This window comes from Ginsengibacter sp., from assembly GCF_057362405.1.
Window position 1 is genome coordinate 1 of the sequence record NZ_JBMQQG010000170.1, and the last position, 24729, is coordinate 24729.

General features: G+C 38.5%; 22 protein-coding genes. 3 read left to right on the forward strand and 19 right to left on the reverse strand.

The features are described 5' to 3' along the window. Window positions 1–210: 210 nt before the first annotated feature. The 3 genes from ACO1O5_RS14170 to ACO1O5_RS14180 form a co-directional block, all read right to left on the reverse strand. Window positions 211–1266 (reverse strand): S-adenosylmethionine:tRNA ribosyltransferase-isomerase, encoded by a 1056-nt coding sequence (locus ACO1O5_RS14170; RefSeq protein WP_486271289.1) that lies wholly within the window; start codon window positions 1264–1266, stop codon window positions 211–213. Next, window positions 1263–1970, reverse strand: a complete 708-nt coding sequence (locus ACO1O5_RS14175) for an SDR family NAD(P)-dependent oxidoreductase (RefSeq protein ID WP_486271291.1) — start codon at window positions 1968–1970, stop codon at window positions 1263–1265. Before ACO1O5_RS14175 ends, ACO1O5_RS14170 begins: the two co-directional genes overlap by 4 nt. A gap of 165 nt (window positions 1971–2135) precedes the next feature. Further along, on the reverse strand, window positions 2136–3104 hold the full coding sequence (locus ACO1O5_RS14180) for a LuxR C-terminal-related transcriptional regulator (RefSeq protein ID WP_486271293.1): 969 nt from the start codon (window positions 3102–3104) through the stop codon (window positions 2136–2138). A 691-nt stretch (window positions 3105–3795) separates the two neighbouring features. On the opposite strand from ACO1O5_RS14180, the gene ACO1O5_RS14185 reads away from it, so the two are divergent. Continuing rightward, window positions 3796–4719: a T9SS type A sorting domain-containing protein gene (locus ACO1O5_RS14185; RefSeq protein ID WP_486271295.1), complete on the forward strand. Its 924-nt coding sequence runs from the start codon at window positions 3796–3798 to the stop codon at window positions 4717–4719. Window positions 4720–4984: 265 nt separating this feature from the next. After that, entirely contained in the window at window positions 4985–5839 is an 855-nt protein-coding gene (locus tag ACO1O5_RS14190; RefSeq protein ID WP_486271297.1) for a hypothetical protein, read from the forward strand. A gap of 96 nt (window positions 5840–5935) precedes the next feature. Here ACO1O5_RS14190 and ACO1O5_RS14195 read toward each other — a convergent pair whose 3' ends face one another. The 15 genes from ACO1O5_RS14195 to ACO1O5_RS14265 all read right to left on the reverse strand — a co-directional run bounded on the left by ACO1O5_RS14195 (window position 5936) and on the right by ACO1O5_RS14265 (window position 19242). Next, window positions 5936–6739, reverse strand: a complete 804-nt coding sequence (locus ACO1O5_RS14195; RefSeq protein ID WP_486271299.1) for a DUF4382 domain-containing protein — start codon at window positions 6737–6739, stop codon at window positions 5936–5938. A gap of 716 nt (window positions 6740–7455) precedes the next feature. Next, window positions 7456–8466: a GntR family transcriptional regulator gene (locus ACO1O5_RS14200; protein ID WP_486271301.1), complete on the reverse strand. Its 1011-nt coding sequence runs from the start codon at window positions 8464–8466 to the stop codon at window positions 7456–7458. A gap of 50 nt (window positions 8467–8516) precedes the next feature. Continuing rightward, complete coding sequence (locus ACO1O5_RS14205; protein ID WP_486271303.1) at window positions 8517–9944, reverse strand: arabinose isomerase; 1428 nt, start codon at window positions 9942–9944, stop codon at window positions 8517–8519. A 10-nt stretch (window positions 9945–9954) separates the two neighbouring features. Then, complete coding sequence (locus tag ACO1O5_RS14210; protein ID WP_486271336.1) at window positions 9955–10176, reverse strand: alpha-L-rhamnosidase C-terminal domain-containing protein; 222 nt, start codon at window positions 10174–10176, stop codon at window positions 9955–9957. A gap of 480 nt (window positions 10177–10656) precedes the next feature. After that, entirely contained in the window at window positions 10657–10905 is a 249-nt protein-coding gene (locus tag ACO1O5_RS14215) for a HypC/HybG/HupF family hydrogenase formation chaperone (protein ID WP_486271305.1), read from the reverse strand. Window positions 10906–10988: 83 nt separating this feature from the next. Further along, on the reverse strand, window positions 10989–11705 hold the full coding sequence (gene hypB, locus ACO1O5_RS14220; RefSeq protein ID WP_486271306.1) for a hydrogenase nickel incorporation protein HypB: 717 nt from the start codon (window positions 11703–11705) through the stop codon (window positions 10989–10991). Then, window positions 11686–12054, reverse strand: coding sequence for a hydrogenase maturation nickel metallochaperone HypA (gene hypA, locus ACO1O5_RS14225; protein ID WP_486271308.1), 369 nt, complete (start codon window positions 12052–12054; stop codon window positions 11686–11688). Before hypA ends, hypB begins: the two co-directional genes overlap by 20 nt. A gap of 10 nt (window positions 12055–12064) precedes the next feature. Continuing rightward, entirely contained in the window at window positions 12065–12997 is a 933-nt protein-coding gene (locus tag ACO1O5_RS14230; protein ID WP_486271310.1) for a NifU family protein, read from the reverse strand. Then, window positions 12994–13554, reverse strand: coding sequence for a hydrogenase maturation protease (locus ACO1O5_RS14235; RefSeq protein WP_486271312.1), 561 nt, complete (start codon window positions 13552–13554; stop codon window positions 12994–12996). Before ACO1O5_RS14235 ends, ACO1O5_RS14230 begins: the two co-directional genes overlap by 4 nt. A 2-nt stretch (window positions 13555–13556) precedes the next feature. Further along, complete coding sequence (locus ACO1O5_RS14240) at window positions 13557–13847, reverse strand: hypothetical protein (RefSeq protein WP_486271314.1); 291 nt, start codon at window positions 13845–13847, stop codon at window positions 13557–13559. An 11-nt stretch (window positions 13848–13858) separates the two neighbouring features. Beyond that, window positions 13859–14929 carry a hypothetical protein gene (locus ACO1O5_RS14245; protein ID WP_486271316.1) on the reverse strand — a complete coding sequence of 357 codons (1071 nt, stop codon included), beginning with the start codon at window positions 14927–14929 and terminating at the stop codon, window positions 13859–13861. Beyond that, the gene (locus tag ACO1O5_RS14250; RefSeq protein WP_486271318.1) at window positions 14926–15594 is read right to left on the reverse strand and encodes a DUF6084 family protein; all 669 of its coding nucleotides are present in this window, start codon (window positions 15592–15594) and stop codon (window positions 14926–14928) included. The genes ACO1O5_RS14245 and ACO1O5_RS14250 overlap by 4 nt, the downstream gene beginning before the upstream one ends. Then, entirely contained in the window at window positions 15582–16202 is a 621-nt protein-coding gene (locus tag ACO1O5_RS14255) for a DUF5947 family protein (protein WP_486271320.1), read from the reverse strand. Before ACO1O5_RS14255 ends, ACO1O5_RS14250 begins: the two co-directional genes overlap by 13 nt. A gap of 131 nt (window positions 16203–16333) precedes the next feature. Continuing rightward, window positions 16334–18145, reverse strand: coding sequence for a nickel-dependent hydrogenase large subunit (locus ACO1O5_RS14260; RefSeq protein WP_486271322.1), 1812 nt, complete (start codon window positions 18143–18145; stop codon window positions 16334–16336). A gap of 62 nt (window positions 18146–18207) precedes the next feature. Next, on the reverse strand, window positions 18208–19242 hold the full coding sequence (locus tag ACO1O5_RS14265) for an NADH-quinone oxidoreductase subunit B family protein (protein WP_486271324.1): 1035 nt from the start codon (window positions 19240–19242) through the stop codon (window positions 18208–18210). Between the two features lie 921 nt (window positions 19243–20163). On the opposite strand from ACO1O5_RS14265, the gene ACO1O5_RS14270 reads away from it, so the two are divergent. Then, on the forward strand, window positions 20164–21693 hold the full coding sequence (locus tag ACO1O5_RS14270; protein ID WP_486271326.1) for a rhamnogalacturonidase: 1530 nt from the start codon (window positions 20164–20166) through the stop codon (window positions 21691–21693). Window positions 21694–21896: 203 nt separating this feature from the next. Here the strand turns inward: ACO1O5_RS14270 and ACO1O5_RS14275 are convergent, their stop codons facing one another. Further along, complete coding sequence (locus ACO1O5_RS14275; RefSeq protein WP_486271328.1) at window positions 21897–24674, reverse strand: hybrid sensor histidine kinase/response regulator transcription factor; 2778 nt, start codon at window positions 24672–24674, stop codon at window positions 21897–21899. Window positions 24675–24729 lie beyond the last annotated feature (55 nt).

Sequence of the window (24729 nt, forward strand, 5' to 3'; positions counted from 1 at the left end):
CTTTATTACTACCGCAACCCCAGCAAGATTTTTTTTGTCATAATATCCGAAATTGAAAAGGGTTTCAATTTACTTCATTGAAACCCTTTCCAGTACAACCTTTCAAAAGATTTTACCAACTATTTTTGTCCTCTTTGTCTTATTAAAAATTATCAGGTTGGCCGTCGGCGCGGGCGCCAACAGCAACCTGGTTATTCCGCCTAAACATAACTAGGGCACTATCAAATGTAAATCTCCAAACTGGTGCCAGTAATAACCAGCTTTTATTGCTTCCCGGTAAGCCATGTCTATATGTTCATAACCTGCGATGGATTGCAACATGTTCAGGTGAGAGGCTCTTGGCTCATGGAAACCAGTTAGCAGCCCATCTGTAATTTTCATTTTATAATTTTCGTCGATAAATAGATCTGTATTGCCACGGTAGGGAATTATAAATCCTTCTCCGTTCGATGCTGTTTCTATCGCTCTTATTGCGGTAGTGCCTACTGCAATAATGCGCCTTTTTTGCCTTTTAGCAGAATTAACTATCGATGCTGTCAATGGATCAATTTCCATGTATTCCGGATAAGGCGCCTCATTTTCTTCAAGACTCGATACGCCGGTATGTAGCATAATTGGTGCAAATGCTATTCCCTTTTTTAGTAACCTTTCCATCAAAGCCGCGGTAAACCCTCTTCCCGCAGATGGCATTTCTGAACTGCCCGGGTGAAATGAATAGAATGTTTGATAATAAGATAAAGGATATTGTCGGCTTAATTTTTCATATTGAACAGGGCCTGCGTTTGCCGACAAATATTTTTGCATGGGTGCATGCACATCAAAATCAGCAATCCACAAATCTAGCCATTGATCATTGTTATAGAGTTTTTGTTTTAAGGTAACTTCAGCTGATGCCGGCAATTCAAATTTCATTCCCTCTTGTCCCTCTTTCCAGCGTATCGTTTTATTAGCCGTTATTTCCCGTATCTCTATTATCCATTCGCTGTCTTTCAGTCTCGTACTCAGGTGTAATTTCCCCATTCTGCTGCCCGGCAGTGATAATGGCAAAGCAGCGGGAATTGTTGCAGATGTATTTACTACCAATACGTCACCTTTTTTTAAAAAATTGTCCAGGTATTTAAAAGAACTGTGGTGAATAGTGCCATTGCTATCGGTTACCAATAAACGCACTTCATCTCTCTGTAGATGTCGTTCTTCCGTTGGTTCGGGGCAGGAGAGGTGTTTGGGTAAATCGAATTGAATGATGTTAGATGCCGTTATGTTCATATAAATTGTTCTTTAAGTAGGGATGTAGTATACCTCCCGTTCGGTAAATTATTTTCAATTAGGTGGATCAAAGCGGGTACAGCTTTTTCAACGGGTAATGGTCTGTCGCTGATATCTTCACCCGGGAAAGCTGCCTGGTGCATATCGGTGCGCATGTCGCCCGGATCAAAGGAGTAAAAATTATACCCAGGATTTTCTTTACTGAGAATAGCTGTCATATGATCAAGCCCCGCTTTGCTGCCACCGTAAGCTCCCCAGTTTTCATAAACTTCTGCTCCTGCATCGCTGCTTATGTTAATGAGGGTGGCGTTGGATTTAAGAAATGGCCTCACTTTTTGCAGCAACGAAATGGGAGCAATCATATTTGTATGAAAGATCACATGCAGGTTATCTACAGAGTGATCAAGTAACGGAGGCATCGGGGATACTCCTAATGCAGAAGCATTATTTACAACGAGGTCAGCCCGCCATTGATTATTCTGTAAAGCATCGGCGAGTTGAAGCAGGTGAATTTCATCGCGTACATCGCCGGATATAGCAATCACTTCCGTAAACTGCTCCAAATGTTTTTTTGCTTCCAGTAATTGGTTTGCATTGCGTGCGTCTATCAATAAATTCCAACCGTTATGAGCCAGGCGCTCCGCCAGTGCGTAACCCAATCCTTTTGATGCGCCGGTTATCAGCGCCGTTTTTCTTTTAGTCATGATGTTAATATTTATTGTTTGCAAAGTTCCGGTGAAGAACCCGCAATAAAAACGGACTTAAGGCCAGAAGTTGACCTGTACTATTGGGTAATAAATGGGGGCTCGTCATTCGGTCTTTGAGTCATTCGGTCATTAAGCCATTGCCGATTGACCATTAACCATTGACTATTGACTATTAAGAATCCCCCGCTGTATCGCGTTATTAATGGCTTCTGTGCGGTTATTTGCGATGAGTTTGGAAAGGATAGAAGTAATATGAAACTTAATGGTTCTTTCGGCAAGAAATAATTGTTCTGCAATTTGTTTATTGCTCAAACCTTTTCTTATGAGAGTAAGCACCTCCAGTTCTCTCGCAGTTAGCGGAGAGGATGGATAATGAAATGAACTGTTTTTTTTGGCACTTTCTCTATGCTCTTTTGTCTCACTTTTTATAAATGAAAGTTGTTTTTCCATTTCTTCAATATGTTTCAACGATTGTTTAACCGCTTCGTGTGCATCCGTTATTTTCCTTTTCTCCAACAAGGAATCTGCTTTGCGCAGATCCGTTAAGAGGTTATCAATTCTTGTTTGGATTACCCGTTCTATCACTTCATTAAAAGCATTTTCTTTTATGGAAGGTTGCGTGTTGTAAGCATCTTGTACCCTTGTTCGCTGAATGGCAATGCCTACCAGTTCTGAAATGGTATTGAGCAGCGCCAGTTGTTTATCATCTAATTGCTGCGACTCTTTGCTCACCAAATTAATAAGCCCCGTTTTTTTGCCTTGCACTGTTATCGGAATTGTTGCATGAAACTTTAAATCTCTTGTACCCGATTTAATATTTTTAAGCCGACTGCAGGCAATCTCGCTAATGTTTCTTGCTCTGGAAATATCGTTTGACAAATATTTTTCGATACAAAAGCACCAGCCGGAAAGCCGCTCCGGGTGGTTGCTCAAAGCCGGCGGCAAATTGTAGGAAGCCGCGAGGTAAACGCTTTTTACGTCGGGCTGCACCAGCCATATCCATGCTGTTTCAAGATTAAGCAACTGTACTGTTTTTTCCAGAGAAACTCTTAACGCAGCCGGAAGAGAAAACTCACGGTTAAGGTTAGCTGCTATTTCATATAGATGAGAAAAATATTCTTTATCACTCATAATTGATGATTAACTCAAATCTACCAAAAAAGATCCAGCTAAGGGGAGCAGGCTACGCAGATAGTTTTGCAACTAAGCAATTGTCAACTACCCGTTTCAGTTAGGAAGTGAGGCTTTGTGCAACCAGCAAAAGTGATCCGACAAATATTAGCTTAAATATAAAAATATATCGGGTAGCGTATATGGTTTATAGTGCTTCTGTCTGAGCTTAAGCATGCAATTTACAGAGAGCATCTTGAAGATCATCCGCTAAACCTATTTCAGGATTATTCTATTCACCTGTAAACTTTTTTGGAATGAGTTATTGAGTTTATTTAACATATGATAGCGATAGAAATACAATTTTTCTGAAAAAGAAGATTGTAAAACCTTGCAAAATCAAAATTCATGTATTACATTTGCTCGTAGCATATGATCCCTAATTGCTAATTACCTCCATCCGTTGAACTTCCTTCTATATTCCTTTTATCAACAGTAGTTTTTTTTTAAATTTTGCGATAAATTATTTCTATCCTTTGAATTCCGGTAGCCTGCTACCCGTATAATCTCAATAATCTTACGCGATAATCTTTCCTCTTTCCTTTGAATTATGCGATGCCACTTTTAAGTTATTTACATAACTCCCTTTATATTATTTGCCCGATCCTAAGTAAATGCCGCTTATTTTTTTAACAATTTAAAACACAAGAAAATGAAAAAAGTTTTACTTAGTGCGCTTGCGCTTGCTTTATCAGCAGCTGTATTTTCCCAAACGGATTGCCCTACCGGATTTACCAGGAATAACGGTAATAGTGGCACATGCGCTTCACACGTTAGGTTATATTTTGCAGCCTGTCCAACCATAATTCCAACTCTGGATTCTATTAAAATGGATGGAGTATTGCAGCCTGAATCATTTATTATACTGGGCAAAACCTGTAATGGAAGCAATACTTATATTGACTATTGTGTAAGTGATGACAACCTGGTACCCGCAGGTCGTATTACTGTGTATCTTACTTACGCCGATGGATCCATTGGGGGAACGTCCCGAAGCGTTGTTTGTACGATCCCGTCATCGGGCCCTATGCCGGTAACACTTTCAAACTTTGATGCTCAGCGTAATACTAATAACAATGATGTACTGGTAACCTGGGCAACGCAACAGGAAAATAACTCACTTAGTTTTGAAATTGAAAGAGCTATTGGGAATACTACATTTCAATCTATCGGAAGCGTTGCAGCCGCCGGTACGTCGGGGTCGTTAAGAACATACACATTTTCCGATAAAACAAATATCAGCAATACGGTAAGTTTGTATAGAATTAAAATGATTGACAAGGATGGTGCATTTACCTATTCCAAAACAAAGACAGTTAGCGGATCAAATGCATTGTTCGATTTTGCCATATTTCCTAATCCAAGTAATGGAAACGTGAATGTTACTATTAGTGGCTTAAATGAACCGGCGGACGTAAATCTCATAGATATGTCCGGAAGGGTGTTAAGATCTGCACTTTTGAATAAAACCAATACCATTCAATTAAGTAATTTACAAAATGGTATTTATTTTATAAGGGTAACCGGAAAAGTTTCAGGCGAATCAAGTATCAAAAAATTATCCGTTACAAATTAATATTTCTCCTTTGTGATAAGCTAACCGCCCCGGGATTAACGGGGCGGTTTAAATGCTTCATACCTCACTGCTATAAGCCAATAATTATTGCTGAAGTGGTAAGTTGATTATCTTCTATATTTAAATTCTTCTTAATTCATGGAGCATACTTTTACAACAGCTTCTGCGTTTTAATCTTTATTAATTACAAAAAAATATCAAGAATAATTGTAATTCAGATCAATTTTTTAAAGATTTCCTGCATCAATAAAACAATACCCAACCCATGAAAAACATCATTATTTCTCTTTTCATTTTAATGATTTCCTTAACCGGAGTTGCCCAGGATAGCACTAAAAAATGGCAACTCACTGCCGGAATAAATTTTACAAGTGTGCCAACAATAATCATATCGGGAACGGATACTGCTTATCAGGGCAATCTTTCTGTGAGCCCGTCACTTGAATTCAGAAGCAAAGGCGGATTTGGATTTATATACACCCCGCAATTTGTGGCCGGAGGAACGCACCCCGGGATTTTTATGCATAAGGTTACCATAGGACTTGAACAATATGACAAACAGAATTTTGATATTGTTGCCGACTACAGCCACTTCTTTTTCACTGGTAACAGCAGTATACCTGCAACACCTATATCCAATGAAATAATATTTGGCAGCACCTATAAAAAATGGTGGCTTCGTCCAAAACTTTCAGCTGGTCTTGGATTTGGTACGAATAAAGCAACATCACCATCAACCACGGCGTATGATATTGAACTGGCCGCAGGCTTGAGCCATTCGTTTCAATCGGACTTTAAAACTTTGAATTTTAATCTTTCACCCTCTATATTGTTGAATGCAGGAACTAATGAATATTTTTCATTCCTTGGCCTTTCAAAGTTTATTTCTCACAGTAAAAGATTCGGCAAAATCATCAAAAACGCCCATGTAAAGAATAGCAGGGCGACTAACTCCAATACCATTCAAAGTATTTCTGTCAATAACATAGAATTGAACCTGGAATCTTCGTTGGAAAAAGGTTCATTTACCTTACGGCCATCAGGAAGTGTTTTTCTGCCCGTTTCTTCCGGATCAGGAATTGACGGGTACTGGGAATTAACTTTGACTTATGGATTTTAAAAAATAAAGGCACCAGCCTGTAATTGCCTGGTGCCTTTATTTTTACAGTAATATTCTTGATCTTACGTATTTATAAGATCAAAAAATATTTGAATGCTATTGGTGGAGCTGTATAGATCCTAAATCGGTAATGACGCCCGTTGTTACGCTGGTAGCAATTGTAGAATCCATATACGAACTATCAGCAACGTGTATGCCCACATTATAATTACCCGCAGGCAGGCCACCAATCAGGAAATTCCCCGAAGTTGAGTCAGCAACGGCCGAACCGATTGTATCTGTTACGTTCTGTATGGCGTAAATAAGGCTGTGCGAATTGGGTGGCAAAACGATACCCTTAATGGCTCCTGAGGTGGCATCAGTGTAAGTCCTGATAACAGGTTTTAGTATAAAGGATCCATTTCCCGTTTGAACAATTGATCGTGCTGCGTCAAAATCAATCCATAGCTTATATTCAATGCCTGCAACCAAAGTAGCATGCACATTTAATTTTAAACCGGATTGTTGTGCAGAAGGAGTAGTAAGAGGCATCGTTACTCCATTTATTACTACTGAATTATTGCTTCCCAGGATAAGCCTGATCTGGGAAATGGTTCCTGCCGGCAGTTCCTGCGAGGTTAAAACAGTGTCTAAACCATTTCTGAAATCGAGTAAATTATATACGCCTTTCCTGTTCAGGGGCAGTGATGTCCAGCCACTGTTGGCGCCGCTGTCAGCGCTGGAATTTACTTGGATATCTTCAATATCAATATTTACGGCATCATACGCAGATGGATCATCAGTGAGCGAGATGGTCATTCTTGACATTGAGTTGCCTGCCGAACTATTTTTTTTACAGCCAATAGCGTAGACACTAATAATAAAAGCGATAGCAATAAATAACTTAAGAGATTTTTCCATACGGTGGTTTTAGGTTATAAATATTATTAAAATTTTGAGCTATTAAGCTAAAACAATGCCATTTATTAGGAAATAATTTATTGTGGATTATTTTATGATAACTTTCGCTCCCAGAGTTAAGAACAATTAAACATAAGAGACTGGAAATCAAATTTTTATGATGATTAAAATGAGACTGAAACTTACACTTGGTTGCCGTATTAGTACCTGCTTGCAAGTAGGATTTTGGGACAATGATCTCGTCGGGAAATAACATGACTTATCAATAAGCAGTTCAGGTTTATTGTGGTAGTTGAGAAAATACAACACTGTGAATTTTTTGCATCTCGCCCTTGCCCCCGGCTACCCGTAGAATGTGTAGATTATAAAAGCATTGGTAAGCTAGTTTTGACCTCGGCGGACAGGTGCAATTCAGTATATATAACGGAATCTAACAGCTAAGGTTAAACGAAATGAAAATAATTGTATCATGAAAGTCGTGGTTTAAAGGATTAGGGGAGCAAGCTTATTTGCGGGCATTGCAGCAATTGATTAGTTTTGGTTGGAGGCAATACACCGATCAGCCGCTTTAAAATGCAACACTCTTTATGCTCATCATTACAAGCTTCGTTGGAGGTTAATTAAGTATAAATTAGAAAAAGGTTCTTTTACAAAAAGTACAACCGCTACCAAAAAATACTTTACCCATCATGAAGTGTCTGCGTGAAATTCTATAATTACAGCGATCCGCGTTTAATAATTTTATAGGGATTTTTTATTTGTACGTATTGTTTTTTCAGTATGAGGGTTGCTGCTGTTTGTCCCATCTTTACAAAATCGGTACTGATCACTGTTATATCGAGTAATTCCTTTAATTCAGTTTCATTAAACGATATAATGCCTATGTCTTTACCTATTTTATAATTGGATTTTCTAATCTTCTTCACCAATATTGCAAGGTCATCATCGGCAATAGCGAGAAACACAACTCCTTTAGCTAATTTTATTTTTGTCCCGTTAGTAATGATTGCAAATTTCTTCCGATACTTTTTACAGAACTGTTTAAGTCCCTCTATTATTTCAGGAGGATGATTGCTATACTCGGGAAAAATTATTGACAGTGTGTGATATTTTTTGAGTAATTCCGACGCGGACGCCAAAGCGTCGAATATATCATTCCTGAAATCCTGGTGAACAGACATGACGCCTTTTAATTCAGGAACCGACTTGTCTAATAATAGCAATTCATCTGTTGGTATTTTTTTTAGCAAACGTGTGAATATATTTTTATTGGTGGAAGTTTCAAAATGCGGCATAATTACATAGAAGTCATATTTTCCCAGGTTCGCTTCAATAATTTTCTTTAAATGTTGTGGGTTATAATGATGAACCTGCAGATCAACCACAGCCCTGTCCCCTAATTTATGTAGGAAACTATAATAAATAATTTTCTTAAAGGAACTGATCTTGTTTAGCACCAGTAATATCTTTAATTTATTTTCTTTTTTCCCCAGAACGTAATAACCTTTACCTGAAACAGACGTTATATATCCTTGTTTCTTTAATTCCTTGTATGCCTTTTCTGCTGTATCACGGGCAACAGCATATTGATCGCTGAAGATATTAATGGAAGGTAAATTGAAGTTCTTCTTTAAAGTTCCTTTGTCAATTTGCTTTCCTATGGATTGCGCAATTTGTTTGTAAATGGGCATCTTTTCTTCGCTATTGTATAATTCAACGTTCAGCATATAAAGTCTGTTAAGTTTGATAATATTTATTGTTGCACTGTTAAAATTTGTTAGCAAACCAGCATCGTTTCAATATCAATTAATTTCCCGAGTTTTTTAATTTCAGAACCAATGTGCCCAATACCTATTGCACAATGATGCGCCGGTCCGTACTCATTCCATTTTTCCACAAATTCTTTTGCGTCTATGCTAAACCGGTAGCGACTGTTTGTATTCCCGATTTCAAGGATAGGCCCTTCAACAGATTCTGCCTCCGCCACCAGAAAAATGATTTTACCATTTGCAGTTTCTACCACTGACAACAAAGTAACCGGTCCATTTTTTACGGACATCTCAACCGAAAGGCCGCTTCCTTTTTTCCCGTGATACACATTAAGATTCCTCACCTTGATCTTTCCTTCAGCTATTGCAGGGTGACAAGGCCCGTCATGCCCCATCAACACAATATTATCTTTATAATCCATGCCATAGAATTCGGAAAAAGATCCGCCCGCTCCGAAGCTGCTCATTATTTTCATGGCTTGTGCATTTTTTATTTCATACTCGCCCGCCATAGGTATGCCCTGTGCCGTAAGTAATGAACTGCCCAAAATAATGGATTGCATCGTTTCTTCAATTGCAGGTACGCCTGTTCCTTTATGGTAATAGGCAACCGAGCCAAGATTGTATTTTGAAACAAGAAGGTCAAGCGCTGAAGCTGTGCGTGCAGCGACCCTAAGCGTTTCTGCCGGGCAATCTGTATCAATATCAAATGTTTTATTGAAGGCGTTTATTTTTGAATCAATCATACCCTCATCAACCTCCCCACGCAATTTGGATAATTCATCCACTTCTATAACTTCCACATGCCCGCCAAAAGTGGCGCATTGCAAAGTAAGGTTGCTGTAAATATCAAGCATGCCGCTATAATAATTTCCCATCACTCCCATGCGGTTATGCGCCATGATGTTGGCCACCCTGGCTGCGGCAATCCACTCTTCAATTTCATTCCATGTTTCGCTATCGTCCTGCAACATGCCGGTAACCTGGTGAAAAGGAATGTTTGAACGCTTGAACACATTTGCTATTTCAGGTACCGAACATGCTGAACAATACGCCAGCCATTCGCCGGTCATTTTGGTACGGTCATTTAATTTGTTGAACCATTCGTAGTTGATAGAGGCGGCGGGGGAGAGGTTTAAAACGATAACCGGTACCCTTGCTCTTTTCACTACCGTTAGTACGATGGACGAAAGCGAATAGGTGGTTACATATAGGAAAATTATATCAACATCGCTTTGCCTGAATTGATGGCCTGCAGCAAATGCTTTGTCGGGTGTATCAACCAAACCAAGGTTCACAACATCGTAATCGATACCACTTAATTTTTCAGCTACCAAATCTATATGCCCTGAAAGCCGCTGCTGCAGGCCTTCATATTGCAACCAATATTCCTGGAGTCCAACTCCAAATAAACCGATTTTCAAATGTGCTTCCATCATATAGTTGTTACCTTACTATAAACGAATAATTTCCCGAACCAACTTCTATCAATGCTTTGCCTTCTTCAAACTTTATGAACTTTATATCGCTACGATTTATCGGCGCTTTTCCATTTTCAGTAATCACTTTTCCTTTTGCTGCAGGCAAATAAATCGTTGCAGTTTTATTAACGGGGATATGTGTATCCATTCTAAAAGAATTTCCTGTTTTTTTCCAACTGTTTTTTATTTCGCTATACGGCTATAAACAACCTACAGTGGCGGTAAAAAATTGCGTTAAAAAATTCTCCGGCTGGAGGTAATAAAATTCAAACTTACAACACAATTAAATTACATGTGTATATTTTGTCGCCAAGGAACAGGCTGTTTTAATTAAATTGATGATAACGACCAACGTGTAATGTGAACGGCTCCCTGAAGAAACCTTCGGCCTCAAAATGTGAAATGAAAAATATTGATTTACCGATGAATTGGATCAAGCTAATAAAGGAAGCGAATTGTTTGAAAAATTCATTTGGTATGTGGCGACTGGTAAAATAATAGCATATTGGAGTGGTAAGCTTATTTTGGAGTAATGGGGTAAATGATTAGTTTTAGACAGAGGAACGCACGAAATATATTCCACATCTCCATCCCACTAATTTAATATTCAACGTAAAACCACTTAAAGGAGTATGATTGATAAAATCTATGCTGGCCTATTGATTAATCATTCCGTAATATCCATTAATTCGCCGGCATCTTTAAGGTATTGATAAACCCGTTGCGCTTCTTCTTCATTTACCGTACTTATCGCCACCCCAACATGTACCAATACATAATCGTTTAACCGGGCTTCAGGAACCATTTCAAGGCTTACATCTTTAATAATGCCACCAAACGAAACCTTTGCCATTCTTATGTTTCCATCGCCTGATATTTCAGTTGATAAAATTTTTCCGGGAATTGCTAAACACATAATTTCTAAATTTTAATCCTGCCACTAAAATGCAAAGCCAATAAATTTTAGATTCTTTGATATGCATGGCAACACAATGATCATTAAACTGCACTGCTTGCAACTAAATTCTCCTTCTTCTCTTTTATTTTTTCCAAAAGCCAATTACACCATTCATCCATCCCTTCTCCTTTATAACTCGACAGCAAAAAAGTTTCTATTTTACTATTCACTTCTTTTGCATCTTTAATAACAGCTTCAACAGAAAATGGTACATAAGGCAACAAATCAGTTTTCGTAACTACCATTATATCTGTGGTTAAAAACATACTGGGATATTTCTTTGGTTTATCATCACCTTCGGTGCAGGACACCAATGTTACACGAATATCTTCACCTAAATCGTAAGAGGCAGGGCAAACGAGATTACCTACATTTTCTATAAAAAGAACATCAATGTTATCGAAGTTCATGCTGGGCAACGCCTGCTGTATCATTTGTGCTTCCAGGTGACAAATACCCTGCGTTACTATCTGTAGCGCCTGTACGCCTTGCTGACGAATTCTCTCTGCATCACGCTCTGTTTCCAGGTCACCTTCCAGTACAGCTATATTTATTTTACTTTTTAGTTTCTTGATAGTTTCTTCCAGCAAAGATGTTTTGCCACTACCGGGAGATGATACCAGGTTAAGTACGAGAATATTTTTTGCCTTCATATCTTCTCTTATCCTGTCGGCGATATAGTCGTTTGCCTTTAAAAGATTCAATGAAACGTCATGAACTCTTAAGGTTCCAACGGCTTTATTGGTTAATTTCTGCATAAGATGGTTCCTCTAAAATAATTTTACTGATTAATAATTCTTTCCCTTCCGTTACGCTTGAAACAGGCTCGCCACACGAGGGGCAAACAAATATATATTTTTCAACTTTAAATTTGTTGCCACAGTTTTTGCATTCCGCCGCCACCTCAATTACTTCTATAAAAAGTTCCGCCTGCCCGAATGGTGTATCTGTTTTTACAAGTTCAAATACATTTTTTAATATCTCGGGCTCGATACAGGCCAGCATTCCAACCTTAAGATGAATTTCGCGGATATTTTCAATATCCTTTCCATCAAATTCAGTCTCAATTGTATTTAATATACTCTGACAAATAGATAATTCATGCATGCTGATGTCTTTATCCAACTGCTAATTTAACGATTCTATTTTCTTCCAGCAAAGGAAAGGGTTCCAAATGCAATTCACTATTATCTGTACAGATTCCTGCATGTTGAACATCAAAACGATGGCCGAGCTGGCAAGCTAATATATTTTCGTCTAAGGTACCGTTAGTGAAGGGCCTTTCACAAGCCGGGCAAATGTTACGATATGCGTACAAACAGTTGTTTACACGTGAAACAATTAAAGGTATGCTGACGGATTCTACCGCAATCATTTTTCCATTGGGTAATTTGCTTACACCGTTTAAAATTTTCCAGCCAATGTCTTGTTTGGCGCCGCCTTTCTTTGCGTTTCGCATTTCAGTTATTCCTTCCACTTCCAGCCCCAAAAGATCAGGGCAATATTCTTCAATTGATTGCCGTATGCCAAGCTCGAGGGTACTTGAAGATGATGGGCATCCATTGCAATTTCCTGCAAGCCTTAATTTGGCAACTCCGTTTTCAAGCCGTACTAATTCTACGCTTCCGCCGTGGCTGTCCATATAGGGTTTCACTTTTTCAAGCGCTTTGTAGAGCCGGGTTTTTAAATCCAGCGGATGAAGATCATGAATGAGCAATAGCCCATTTACAAAACTATCTTCAATAAGATCATTATAAATGTCTTTTGCAGCAGCTATATTTCCGTCGGAAATAATTTTCAATATTTTTTCAAGACCCTTTCCGTAGAAGCCCAGTATTTCCTGGATGCATTCTTCCATCATTTTTTTAGCTTTCGGATCAGGAAGCATTTCTATTTCTTCAATTAGTTGTTGAATGTGCTCGCTTTGCCGGTTAAGTTCAGACACTTCATCTATTAATGGTTCCTCTTTTCTCAGATGATTGCTTTGCCCGTTGGTTTTTTGTATCACGTCCTGAACAGCATTCAAATTATTTTCTGAAAATATATTCATGATGCTTTTGTTTTTATTGAATAAATATCCTGCACAATTTCATCCACTAGTTCAATAGCTTTATCAATAGCAATATTTACCGGTTCGCTTAATCCAATCTCAAACTCATCGACTGATTCCGGTTCGCACGCTACAATAAATACCTTTCCAGGCCATGCGCCGGTGGATTTTACAAATCTTAAAACAGTTACCGGGTCTGCGCCGTGAGGATCGATAGGACCACCTTCTTCCAGGTTATTGCTAAAATCATTTTCGTTCGGTTCAATTACATAAAGGGTTCCGGGCGTTTTTCCCCGTGGAGAAGCATCCAGGAAAATCAGTCCGTCATAACCTCTCATGAGATCGTATGCAAGTTTAAGGCCACCGGTTCCAAAATCTTTCACCTCTACGCCATCCGGAAATTTTTTATTGCTGATCCTTTTTATAACGGCACTTCCAAATCCATCATCTTTCATAAACATATTTCCGATGCCTGCAATCATCACTCTTTTCTTTGCCATCGGAGCTTGATTTTTTGGTTGCTCCATTTCAATTGGTGATGTGTTTTTATTTTTCATGCTCATCTTATTAGTTCAATTTCTTCCGGGCTAAAATAGAAATACATGCCTAAGTCACGCAGCAAATCCTGCCCCGGATCGTCATCTATAGTAACGGCAATATGAATATTGTCATTATAATCCGTATGAATTACTTCTATTGTGGCCACCTTCCCATTTAAAAAAATATCTGAAGTATCCGATCTTCGTTTCCCCAGATTCAGTTTTACTTTATCGCCTTTGCTATATAAAATTCCATCGATCATTTTTACTAATTCGCCCGGTGTGTCTTCTCTTAACCCATTTGATTGCATAGTTAAAATATTTACTTGTTATCGAATCCGCCAGGAGTGATGTCTTTCATCATACTGTGATAGACAATTAAATCCTCCGGCGTTAAACTACCCACTTTATTCAGCATGGCGCGGAGTTTTTCATCATTACCACCAATTCTTTTTTTTTCTTCATCAGATAAAAGATTCACATGAAGTAAAAGCGCCTCTTCAATTTCGGTGCTGTCGAACAAATCTCCCGAACTAACGGGGTTAATTTCTGGATAATCATATAAAATAATGGGCGACGACAATAATGTCGAATTATTTTTATCAATCAGTATCGGCCAGGTATTTACATTGTTGCAGGTTGCCATTGCTGCCTGCCATTGCGCGGGGGTTTCCTGGTGTGAAATAAATTCGGCGTCGTGCGTTTGCAGTATAATATGCGTTGAAAGGAACGATTGTAAAAGCACTTCATCCCGCGTCCGTCTTTCGGCATTTGCAACCGGGGTTGTATTAGTAACTGTAACGGTTAAACGAAATGATTTATCGATTTCTGGCAGGGGTACAGCTTCAATTTTAACTACTCCCGTAATCATTGAAATAGTAGTTGTTTTTTTTCCAACAATCTCCTTTTCCGCATTAAAAATCATTTCACCTTCATTGAATGATTCAAATGCAAATGGAATAGTTTTTTCTGTGGCAATAAGGTCATTGATCTTCAGCAAGTTATTTTGGATTTTTCTCTCAATAGTTGGCGAACCAGCCTGGTATGTTTTTCCTTCTATTTCCATTTCGAATACCGGGCTAAATTCTTCATTATAGCTACTTTTTTGAAAAAGTTCCGTACGTCTCAAATGAAGAAAGCGAACGTCTACGCTGACCGTTAGTTCCCTGTTTCCGTGAATAATAGTCTGAGATTGCATGTGTGAATGCGAATGTTCATTATGAGCATTATAGTCTTTCGGAAAAATAACGCCGAACGGAATGGGCTTTTGATTTTTTATGGCTGAGCGATAATAGGGGTATAAAGAATAACCTTCATACAGCAGCGTTCGCGTAATCTTTTCCAAAACAGAAACTGCGTTAGCATTTGATATATTTTTTATTACATTATTCATGCTGTGTATTTTTCTTTAAAAGAAATTTCTTTTAACGCATCCTTCAAAAGCGATTCCAAAGCTGTCTCGAGTGTTGGATATGCGCTCTGCGCTTTATATTTTACCAGCTTATCGTAAGTTTCTTTTGATACGCGCAACCACCTGCAATTGGGAAAATAAATGTCCATCAAGTTTTGCCATAAGCTTGCCGGCATTTTATAAAACGCTTCCTTTTCCCAGGGAACAAGTGAAATCTGCAAATCGCCTTCTGTGTCTTTATAAAACAAAGTGCCGCTAAAAAGAAAAGCAAGCGGAACATCGCCATCTGAAACAGAATAAAAATATTTACCGGCAGCCATGGCCTGGTCCTCGCTGCATGGTATGGTAACTTCTACTACTGTTTTACCTGTAAACCTGGGAACTGGAATATTAATGATTGTCCAGAAAAAACTTTTAAGCGTTTCATCCCATCGGAAAGGTTCTCCAAAAAGCTCATGTAACTTATCTTTTTCGCTTTCATTGTACGCACGCTTTATGGCCTCTACCATTACCTGGCATTTTAATGCCGCAGCATACACTTCTTCATTTTCAGTTGCATTGGTAATTTGCAGTTTAAAAGAAAGCGTTGGCATTATTGCAAATTGTTTTACTTCCGATGATATGATTTCAAATTTTAAATCGGGCATGGCAATGATTTATCTTTTAGTTCGTCAAAAAATTTGTCAATAATATCATTCACTTCTTTTCCTCCGAATATTCCTTTCCATGCAATTCTTATCATACCGATAAGTTTATAACAACTGTCAATGGGTACAATAAAGTACCGGCCCTTGTCGCCAAGCCTGTTTACCAGCAGCGCTTCCAGATCGTTATTTAAATCATTCAAAACCGGATTTGCTTCCAACAGTTTATTCCAAGCCTCCATTTTTAATTTTGACTCAGTTGCACCGGTAGGAGCCGGATAATAGGCAACAGTGCCTTGCTTTGCAGTACTTTTCACAAAAAAAGCCATGTTCACCGGAATTAGAAAATCTGACCATAGTGAATCAGATATATTGAATTCTTCAAGATGGAGATAGCGTTGGGGAAGTGGTTTGTATTTGCCGTTTTCTGCATTTGTAATCATACACATTTCGCAAGTGCAAATAAATTTCATCGCTGAAAGATCCACAAGATGCCGATGGTCAGAAGGCAGAATGGTCCCACAGAAGCTACAACGCTCCACTTCAACTTCTGGTGGAGGCGAGACAATTTTTCTCAACTTCCCTATAAGTGATGCAGATACCATGGGCATTGACTTTTATTTTTAAAATATGAGTGACAAATAGCCAAGGACGAATTTTCATGGGTGTAATTAAAATCTCGCTTTCTGCTATCTGTTACTTACAACTTATAGCTCATCTTTGCTACTTGCCACTCACAATTTTATTTTCCATTATTGTACGATGCCAATGCTGTGGGTGTATGCGTTGATTTAATCATTTTTCCTCCTCCTAAATACATGTGTACTCCACAAGGCAAACAAGGATCAAAGCTGCGTACAGCTCTCATTATATCAATTCCTTTAAAGTTATCAGGGCCATTTTCTTCGAAGATCGGCGTGTTCTGAACTGAATCTTCATATGGGCCAGGGGTTCCATAACTGTCACGCGGAGACGCGTTCCATGGAGTAGGTGGAAACATCTGGTAATTGGCCACTTTACCGCCTTCAATAACCATGTGATGAGATAACACACCCCTTGCGGCTTCATGAAAACCGCAGCTTACGGCATAATCGGGAACTTTAAACGGTGCCCAGGTTCTTGTGCGGCCCGCATGTACTTCTTCAAACGCTCTTTCAAGGCAGTACAACCCAACCAAAGCGGAATAGGTTTGATGATATGCTCTTGCACGGTCTCTTTCAATTGCATTGCTCCACTTAGGAACTTTCCATATTTGTTTTACTTCAGGCATGCCAACTGTTTTCGGAAGATTGAATTCAAGTGAATTGCCGGTTGCCTTGATGTAACCGATATCTACCAGTCCGGCTTTTGCCGTAACCCATTGTCTTGCAAATGGCCCGCCGCCTGTATCGCAACACACGTGTTTACCACTGCGTTTATCATACCATCTTGGAGAAGTTACCCATGTGTATTTTCCGGCAAAATCTCTTTTTTGCGGTTTAGGCTTCGTCGTTTTATTCCATGGATGATTGCGGTCAACAGGGTTGCCCAGCGGATCCTTCTTTACAAACATTCTTTCGTTTTCCCAATCATCATAATAAGAACTTCCCAATAATATTCTTATACCAAGATTAATTTCAACAAGATCTGTAGTTACCAATTCGCCGTTGATGGCAACACCGGGCGTGATGAATTTTTTGCGGCCCCAACTGGTCATGTTTTTATAAGTAAAATCGCAATATTCCGGATCATCAAATGATCCCCAGCAAACCAAATTAGTATCTCTGTATCCAACCTTTTCATATCCAGGTAATGCTTCATAAAAGAAGTCATATAAATCGTCGTGCATGGGTACCACCTTCTTGCAATATTCAATATATTTCATTAGCCGAACATAGTAATCAGTTAGTGTTTGGTGGGTTATCGTAGTGCTTACACCACCCGGCACCAATGTGGAAGGATGCGTATGGCGACCTTCCATAAGACAAAACATTTCTCTTGTATATCTTGATACCTGCAATGATTCCATATAAGATTTTCCCGTAAATGGATTGAGCGAATCCATAATGTCGGCAATAGTTTTGAAGCCATGTATGCGTGCATTTGGTGCTTCTGTGTGTTTGGCTTTTTCATACACATTGGGATTGGTTTCTTTTACCATTTGCCCGCAGAAATCGACGTTGCAAAGATTATCGTTGAATATTGCGTGATCAAACATGTAGTCTGCCGATTCGCCCATGTTAAGAACGTAGTCTCCAAGGTGAGGAGGTTTTACTGCATAAGCCATATTTTGATTGAGTACGGATGTCGTCATGTGATTATCTCCGCATATGCCGCAAATCCGGCTCGTTATAAAATGAGAATCCCGCGGGTCAATGCCTCTCATAAAAATATCGAAGCCACGAAAAACCATGGAGGTGCTGTAACATTCCTGAACTTTTTTATTGGTGAAATCAATTTTGCAATGAATTCCCAAACTACCAACAATTCGTGTGATGGGATCCCAGGACATTTCCTTTACAATTATGTTTGGTTTGGTTTGAGTGGATCCTGGTTTGGATAATACTTCAGGCATAACAATAATTTTTTATTTGAATAAATGAATTATAACGTCATTAATATTTTTATAAAATCAATTTACCATACCGGCTCGTAACCACTTGTTATTTTTTTACCTGGTCTCCTCCACTCTGGCTCCTTGTCTTTCTTCTTCGTTGTCATATTTCTGAATACTCTTAACAGGGGACCATACACGAATTTTGCACCGTTAGATGAGAACTTGGCACCGAACGCTTCATCCATAAAAGGCATAAATTTATCCGGGAAGCCCGGCATAGTGCAGGCCATGCAAATGCCACCCACATTCGGGCAGCCACCGATTCCATTTTGCCAACCTCTTCTTGGAACATTGCAGTAAACAATTGGTCCCTGGCATCCAATCTGCACCAGGCATTTTGTAGATCCATATTCCTGTGCAAAATCTCCCTGTTCGTAAAATGCAGCCCGGTCGCAGCTTTCATGGACAGTTCTATCAAATAACCATTTTGGCCTTAAAGCATCATCAAGCGGAATCATAGGGGCGATACCTGCTAACTGAAATACCAGGTACAGAAGTGTTTCAGTGGTATTGTCAGGCTGTGCAGGGCACCCGGGAATACAAACGATAGGCAGGCCCGCTTTTGATTTCCAATTCCATCCAAGATAATCAGGAAGCCCCATAGCACCTGTCGGATTGTTTTTCATGGCTGGAATGCCTCCATAAGTTGCGCAGGTTCCAACAGCTACTACACCTGCAGCCTTGGGAGCAAGCCTGTCTATCCATTCGTTAGTAGTTATAGGCTGACCAAAGGGTCCGGTTGTACCCATAGCCGCCCAATGTCCTCCCGTATCTTTAATTGATTCTTCATTTGGTACCGAGCCTTCTAATATTAACACAAATGGATCAAGTTCACCCCGTTCAGCTTTATACCACCATTGCATTAATTCATCACCATTCTCGTAAGAAATTACGGGGCTGTGTATGTGTACATTTGGCATACCGGGCAGAGCTCCTAAGGCTATATCTTCAAGACTGGGATTTACTGCCCCTGTCATGGCAACTGAATCACCATCGCAACTTAAACCGGTAGTCATCCAAATAATATGAATGTCGGTAACTTTTTTTTCAGGCATCTTTTTAGATTTAAGATTTGAAAAATTAAGAGAGAAAAATTTATGAAAAGAAAGAACTAATAAAATATCAAGCGTGAATATTTCGGCATCAATAATGTTGCCATTTTTTGTTGCAATATATTTTACAGTAAATCTGCGTATTAGAAAATACTTACTAATTACTTGTTGAAATATTTTCACGGTTAAGGCGCAATAGATTCTACATTTTTTGATGATAAAAAAATTGCATTTCATTTTTTATTTACTATTTGGTAGTGATGGAAATCAGGCGCAATTGTTGTGAAGAATTTTCAATGTTTCGTTTTCTCTAATCGATTAAAAATTATTTTTATAAACAAACAACATGAAAAAGAATATGAAAAAGAAAGCAGTGCCGGTATTAACTGCATTAGGAATACTGATTGGCGGGCTGGTCGTTTTGAAACTCATAGCCGATAGTCAATCACGGGTTGAATATTAAGCACATATTTTTTAATAATTTTTATTATTTCTACTTTTTGCAACTGCATCTTACCCCGCAGAAAAAATCAAGTATTTGATGGGATTCATACATTGCAAAACAATTCGTTTTACGGATGCAGTTGTATCTTTAGCGCCAACAGATTGCTTATAATGATAATTTAAAAATTTTAATGGTAGAATATTTTACTTTAAGTTGACAATTATATTCGGCTTTAAAAATCCAAATAAATTCGAAAGAATCAGTTACGATAGCTTGCTTATAAAAAAAAGTTTATTGTTCTATAATTATTACGCCTTTTGCGTAATAGCTTTACTGAAATTAACGATTGCATATTCTGTACGGTTAACCATGAAAAAAAGCATTTCGCAAACCATGAAATTTTCCTGGAGATTTTATTCAATATATTATCCATTAACTATTAAAAGAGATTAATTACCGATAAAAATAAACAGCAATAAATGAAACTGAAATCTAAAAATTTATTATTGAGTGGTCTTGCTATTACGCTAACCTTTATGGTGCATGCACAGAAACAAAATGGCTTTTTTAATGTAAAAAATTTTGGAGCTAAGGGGGACGGAATAGGTATGGACGGAACAGCCATTAATAAAGCCATTGATGAGGCAGCGAATGCGGGAGGAGGTACTGTTTATTTTCCGGCCGGTAATTACGTGAGTGGTTCTATACATCTCAAAAGCAATATTTGTTTATATATTGATCAGGGGGCAACTTTAATTGCCGCGTCAGATTCAACCGAATTTGATAAGCCTGAAAAAAGTGTAAACGATATTTACCAGGATTACGGACACAGCCACTGGCACAACAGTTTTATTTGGGGAGAGAACCTCCATGACGTTTCAATTATTGGTACAGGAACTATATGGGGAAAAGGATTGGTGAGAAGCGGCAGAAATGGAGATGTGCGACCTAATAAAGCCATCAGCCTTTTGCTTTGCCGCAACGTGATTATAAGAGATATTTCGATTTTACATGGCGGATGGTTTGCAATATTGGCAACAGGTGTTGATAACCTTACGATTGATAACTTAAAAGTTGATACCAACCGAGATGGCTTTGATATAGACTGCTGTAAAAATGTTCGTGTTTCCAATTGTACGGTTAATTCGCCGTCGGACGATGGCATCTGTTTAAAGAGTTCTTTCGGTCTCGGCTATTCGAAACCCACAGAAAATGTTACCATTACTAACTGCCAGGTGAGTGGTTATGATGAAGGAACTTTATTGGATGGCACATTTAAAAGAAATTACGCAAAGGATTCTGATCATCATCCCGTGGGCAGAATAAAATTTGGAACAGAATCAAACGGGGGGTTTAAGAATATTACTATTTCCAATTGTGTTTTTGAATATTGCCGTGGGCTTGCTTTAGAAACTGTTGATGGTGCACTGCTTGAGGATGTAACAATATCAAACATTACCATGCGTGACATTGGAAATGCGCCAATTTTTGTTCGCCTGGGAGCGAGGATGCGTGGGCCAGATACAATACCCATAGGAGCCTGCAGGAGAATTATATTAAACAACATTATTGCCTATAATGTTGACTATGGGCAAGGTGCTTTAATCAGTGGACTGCAGGGACATGACATCGAAGACTTGCAGATGAGCAACATAAGAATTTATTACAACGGCGGCGGCCCAAAAGACTCTGTGAACAGGGTGGTTCCTGAATATGAAAAAGAATACCCCGAACCTGACCGCTGGCGTGTTATGCCGTCCTATGGCTTTTATATTCGCCATGTAAAGAACCTGAAGATGCACGACATACAAGTGAGCTTTTTAAATGATGATTATCGGCCACCCTTTATTTTAGATGATGTTAAAGGAGCCATTTTGTACGACATCCAGGCTGAAAAAGAAAATGGGGTGTCCCCTTTCATTTTGAAGAATGTGAAAGATATAAGCATTTCGCGATCAGAGGGAGTTAAAGACATTGTTGTAAAAAGTGCCGAAAATAAAAGCTTGTAAGTTTTTTAAGGAGCAGTGCATTACAATGAATTCAGCAGTCCGTTATTCTTTCAGCAACGGATCATCTACTGGTCTCTTTTTTAAACCGGCTATGCGTTTGTTTTTTGTAAGATAGTCAGACGTTCTGGATTAAAATCATTAAGTGAAGATTGAGTTTCCTATCACCAAATGCCGGGCATAGCCGATGTCGAGATCTCATTTGTTCAAGTCTCCTTAAACTCTGTCGGTGTTACTCCAAATTTCGATTTAAACACAGTTGAAAAATAAGCCGCCGAAGCAAATCCGGATTTAAATGCGATTTCTGAAATACTTAGATTTTCATGTTGCATATAATACTTTGCCTTCTGCAAACGAGTGGTAACAATGTAATCATTTACGCTGCAGTTTAATACTGCTTTTACTTTTCTGTACAACTGTACCCTTGATATTCCTAATTCATCACAGATGTTGTTAACGCCAAATTTTTCGTTGCTAATATTGTTTTCAACAACAGCTGTGAAGTCTATTACAAATTTTCTATCTTCCTTTTTAGATACCTGCGACTTTTCTTCTGAAAAAATTTCGCCCGAATAATGGTCCTTTATTTTTTCGCGGTTCTTAAGTAAACTTTTTATGGTCTTTTGTAAAAACAATAAATTAAATGGCTTGGTTATATAGGCATCCGCCTGGGTTTCCATGCCTTCAATTTTTTGATTTTCCTGGTCTTTAGCTGTCAATAAAATTACAGGGATATGAGCGGTGCGTACATCGCTTTTAAAAATGGCAGTTAGTTCAAGGCCATTTTTCCCCGGAATTACAATATCGCAAAGTATGAGATCGGGTACCGCATCAAAGGCGGCGTTTAATGCGCCGTTGCTATCCGGGGTTTCAATAATATTATATTCCGTTCCAAGCCTCGAAGCAAGATAATCTCTCATCTCATTATTGTCTTCGATAATGAGGATCGTAAGGTATTTAGGTAAGACTGCGCCGAAACTCTGTTCGGGGATGTTTTTTACATCGTACAAGTCGGTTGTATAAATATCTGCATCTTCATTAATTGCAGTTTCCTTAGTAATGTTAAATTCAAATTCACTCTTATCAAAGTGCTGATTTCCCAGAGGCAAATTAATTTCAAATGATGAACCGTTTCTTTGGTTACTGTTAGCCTTAATGGAACCGTGATGTAGTTCGATTAACTCTTTTGATAACGCAAGGCCGAGGCCGGTACCTTTATAATTTTCATATTCTCCCTGGAAAAAGGGTTCAAATGCGTGATCAATCACTTCCCTGGTCATACCTATTCCATTATCTTCTATTTTTATAATTGCTTCAGTGCTATTTTTTGATAGGGTAATATGAACCAAGCCATACTCGTTTGTGAATTTAAAAGCGTTGGAAAGAACATTAAAAATTACTTTGTCCATCATAGTTGTATCAAACCATACAAAAAGACTGCGTTCGGTGGTTATAAATTCAAGGTCAATATTTTTATTCCTTGCCAGCACTTTAAACGAATCCACAATTTCTTTAGTGAAACTGACGAGGTCGGTTTCTGAAACATGCGGTTTCATTTTTTTTAACTCTATTTTTCTGAAATCCATGAGCTGACTAACGAGCCTGTATAAACGCATTACATTTCGCTGTATCAGTTGAAGTGATTGTTTTGTTTCCTGCTGAATTCTTGTATTGGCAATCAATTCTCCCAGCGGTGCAAAAATGAGCGTAAGTGGCGTCCGGAATTCATGCGATATATTGGTGAAAAAATTAAGCCTGGCCTGATGTGCCTCTTCTGCTTTTGCAGAAAATTCGATGAGTTGCTTGCTTTGTCGGGAAATTTCTTCATTTTGAAATTGCAGTTTTTTGGTAATTCTTTTATTTTTCCTCCATGAAAAGAAAACTGTAGTACCTAGAAAAAGTACGAGCAAAAGGGAGCTTATGAGTATGTTATTAAAGGTCCGCTGGTTATTGTAAATTCTTATTTGTTCACTCAACATTGTCTGTTGTCTTTCAATATCATCTTGTTGAGACAATATCTTTTGGCTTTGTAATTTGATCATACTGACATTAGTCGAGTCAATAATAGTTGTGAACAATTGATTCTCTTTTAGAAATGGTTGCTTCTCAAGAATACTGATTGCTACTTGTATCGCTTCCTTTCCGCCGGTGGGATAAAGTATAGTAGCTTTGAGTATGCCTCTGTCCACCAAATCAATACCTCCATTTTGCCCGGGTAATCCATCCACACCAACGATAAAAACTTTCTTCTCAATCCCAAGTTCTTTACAAATCTTAAAAACGCCCAAACCTATCCGGTCATTTTGAGCGAAAATTAGCTGGATATCGTTGTTTTTGTTTAATTCATTGGTAATCTTTTTCTCTGCATCTTTACGAGATCCATCCCAATCTACAGATAACCTTGATACATATTTTATTCCCGGGTATTGATTTAAGTAATCTTTAAAACCCGTGTGCCGGCCAATATCGGCAGAGGAGCCAACATCAAGACCTCCTATTTCCATAACATTTCCCTTGCCTTTTAAAATAGAACTCGCATAAGTTCCCGCATCAATGCCAACCTTATAATTGCTGGCGCCCACATACGCAGTATACTTGTTGGAGGTAATATTTCTATCCACTGTTATTACGGGAATTCCTCTGGAGTAAACTTGTTCTATAATAGGGGTAATTGGTTTCGCTTCCGCGGGGGAAGCTATAATTAAATCAACCTTTTCGTTAATCAGGTCTTGTATCTGTTCAATCTGCTTTTCCGAATTTAACTCTGCATCTTTTACTATTAGTTTTATTTCAGGATGGAACGCCAATTCGCGTTCCATTTCCTTTTGCATGTATTGTCTCCATACATCATGTGTGGTACATTGCGAGAGACCTATCACAAACTGCTTTTCCTTTACTTTTCTGTTGCATGAATAGCCCCAAAAACTTATGGCTAGTAATAAAAAAAAGACTTTCTGAGGCGATATGAAATTGGTAGAAGCCATTTTATGAAGCAATGGAAGAACCGTTTATGATGAAAGACAAAAAATCTATTTAAAG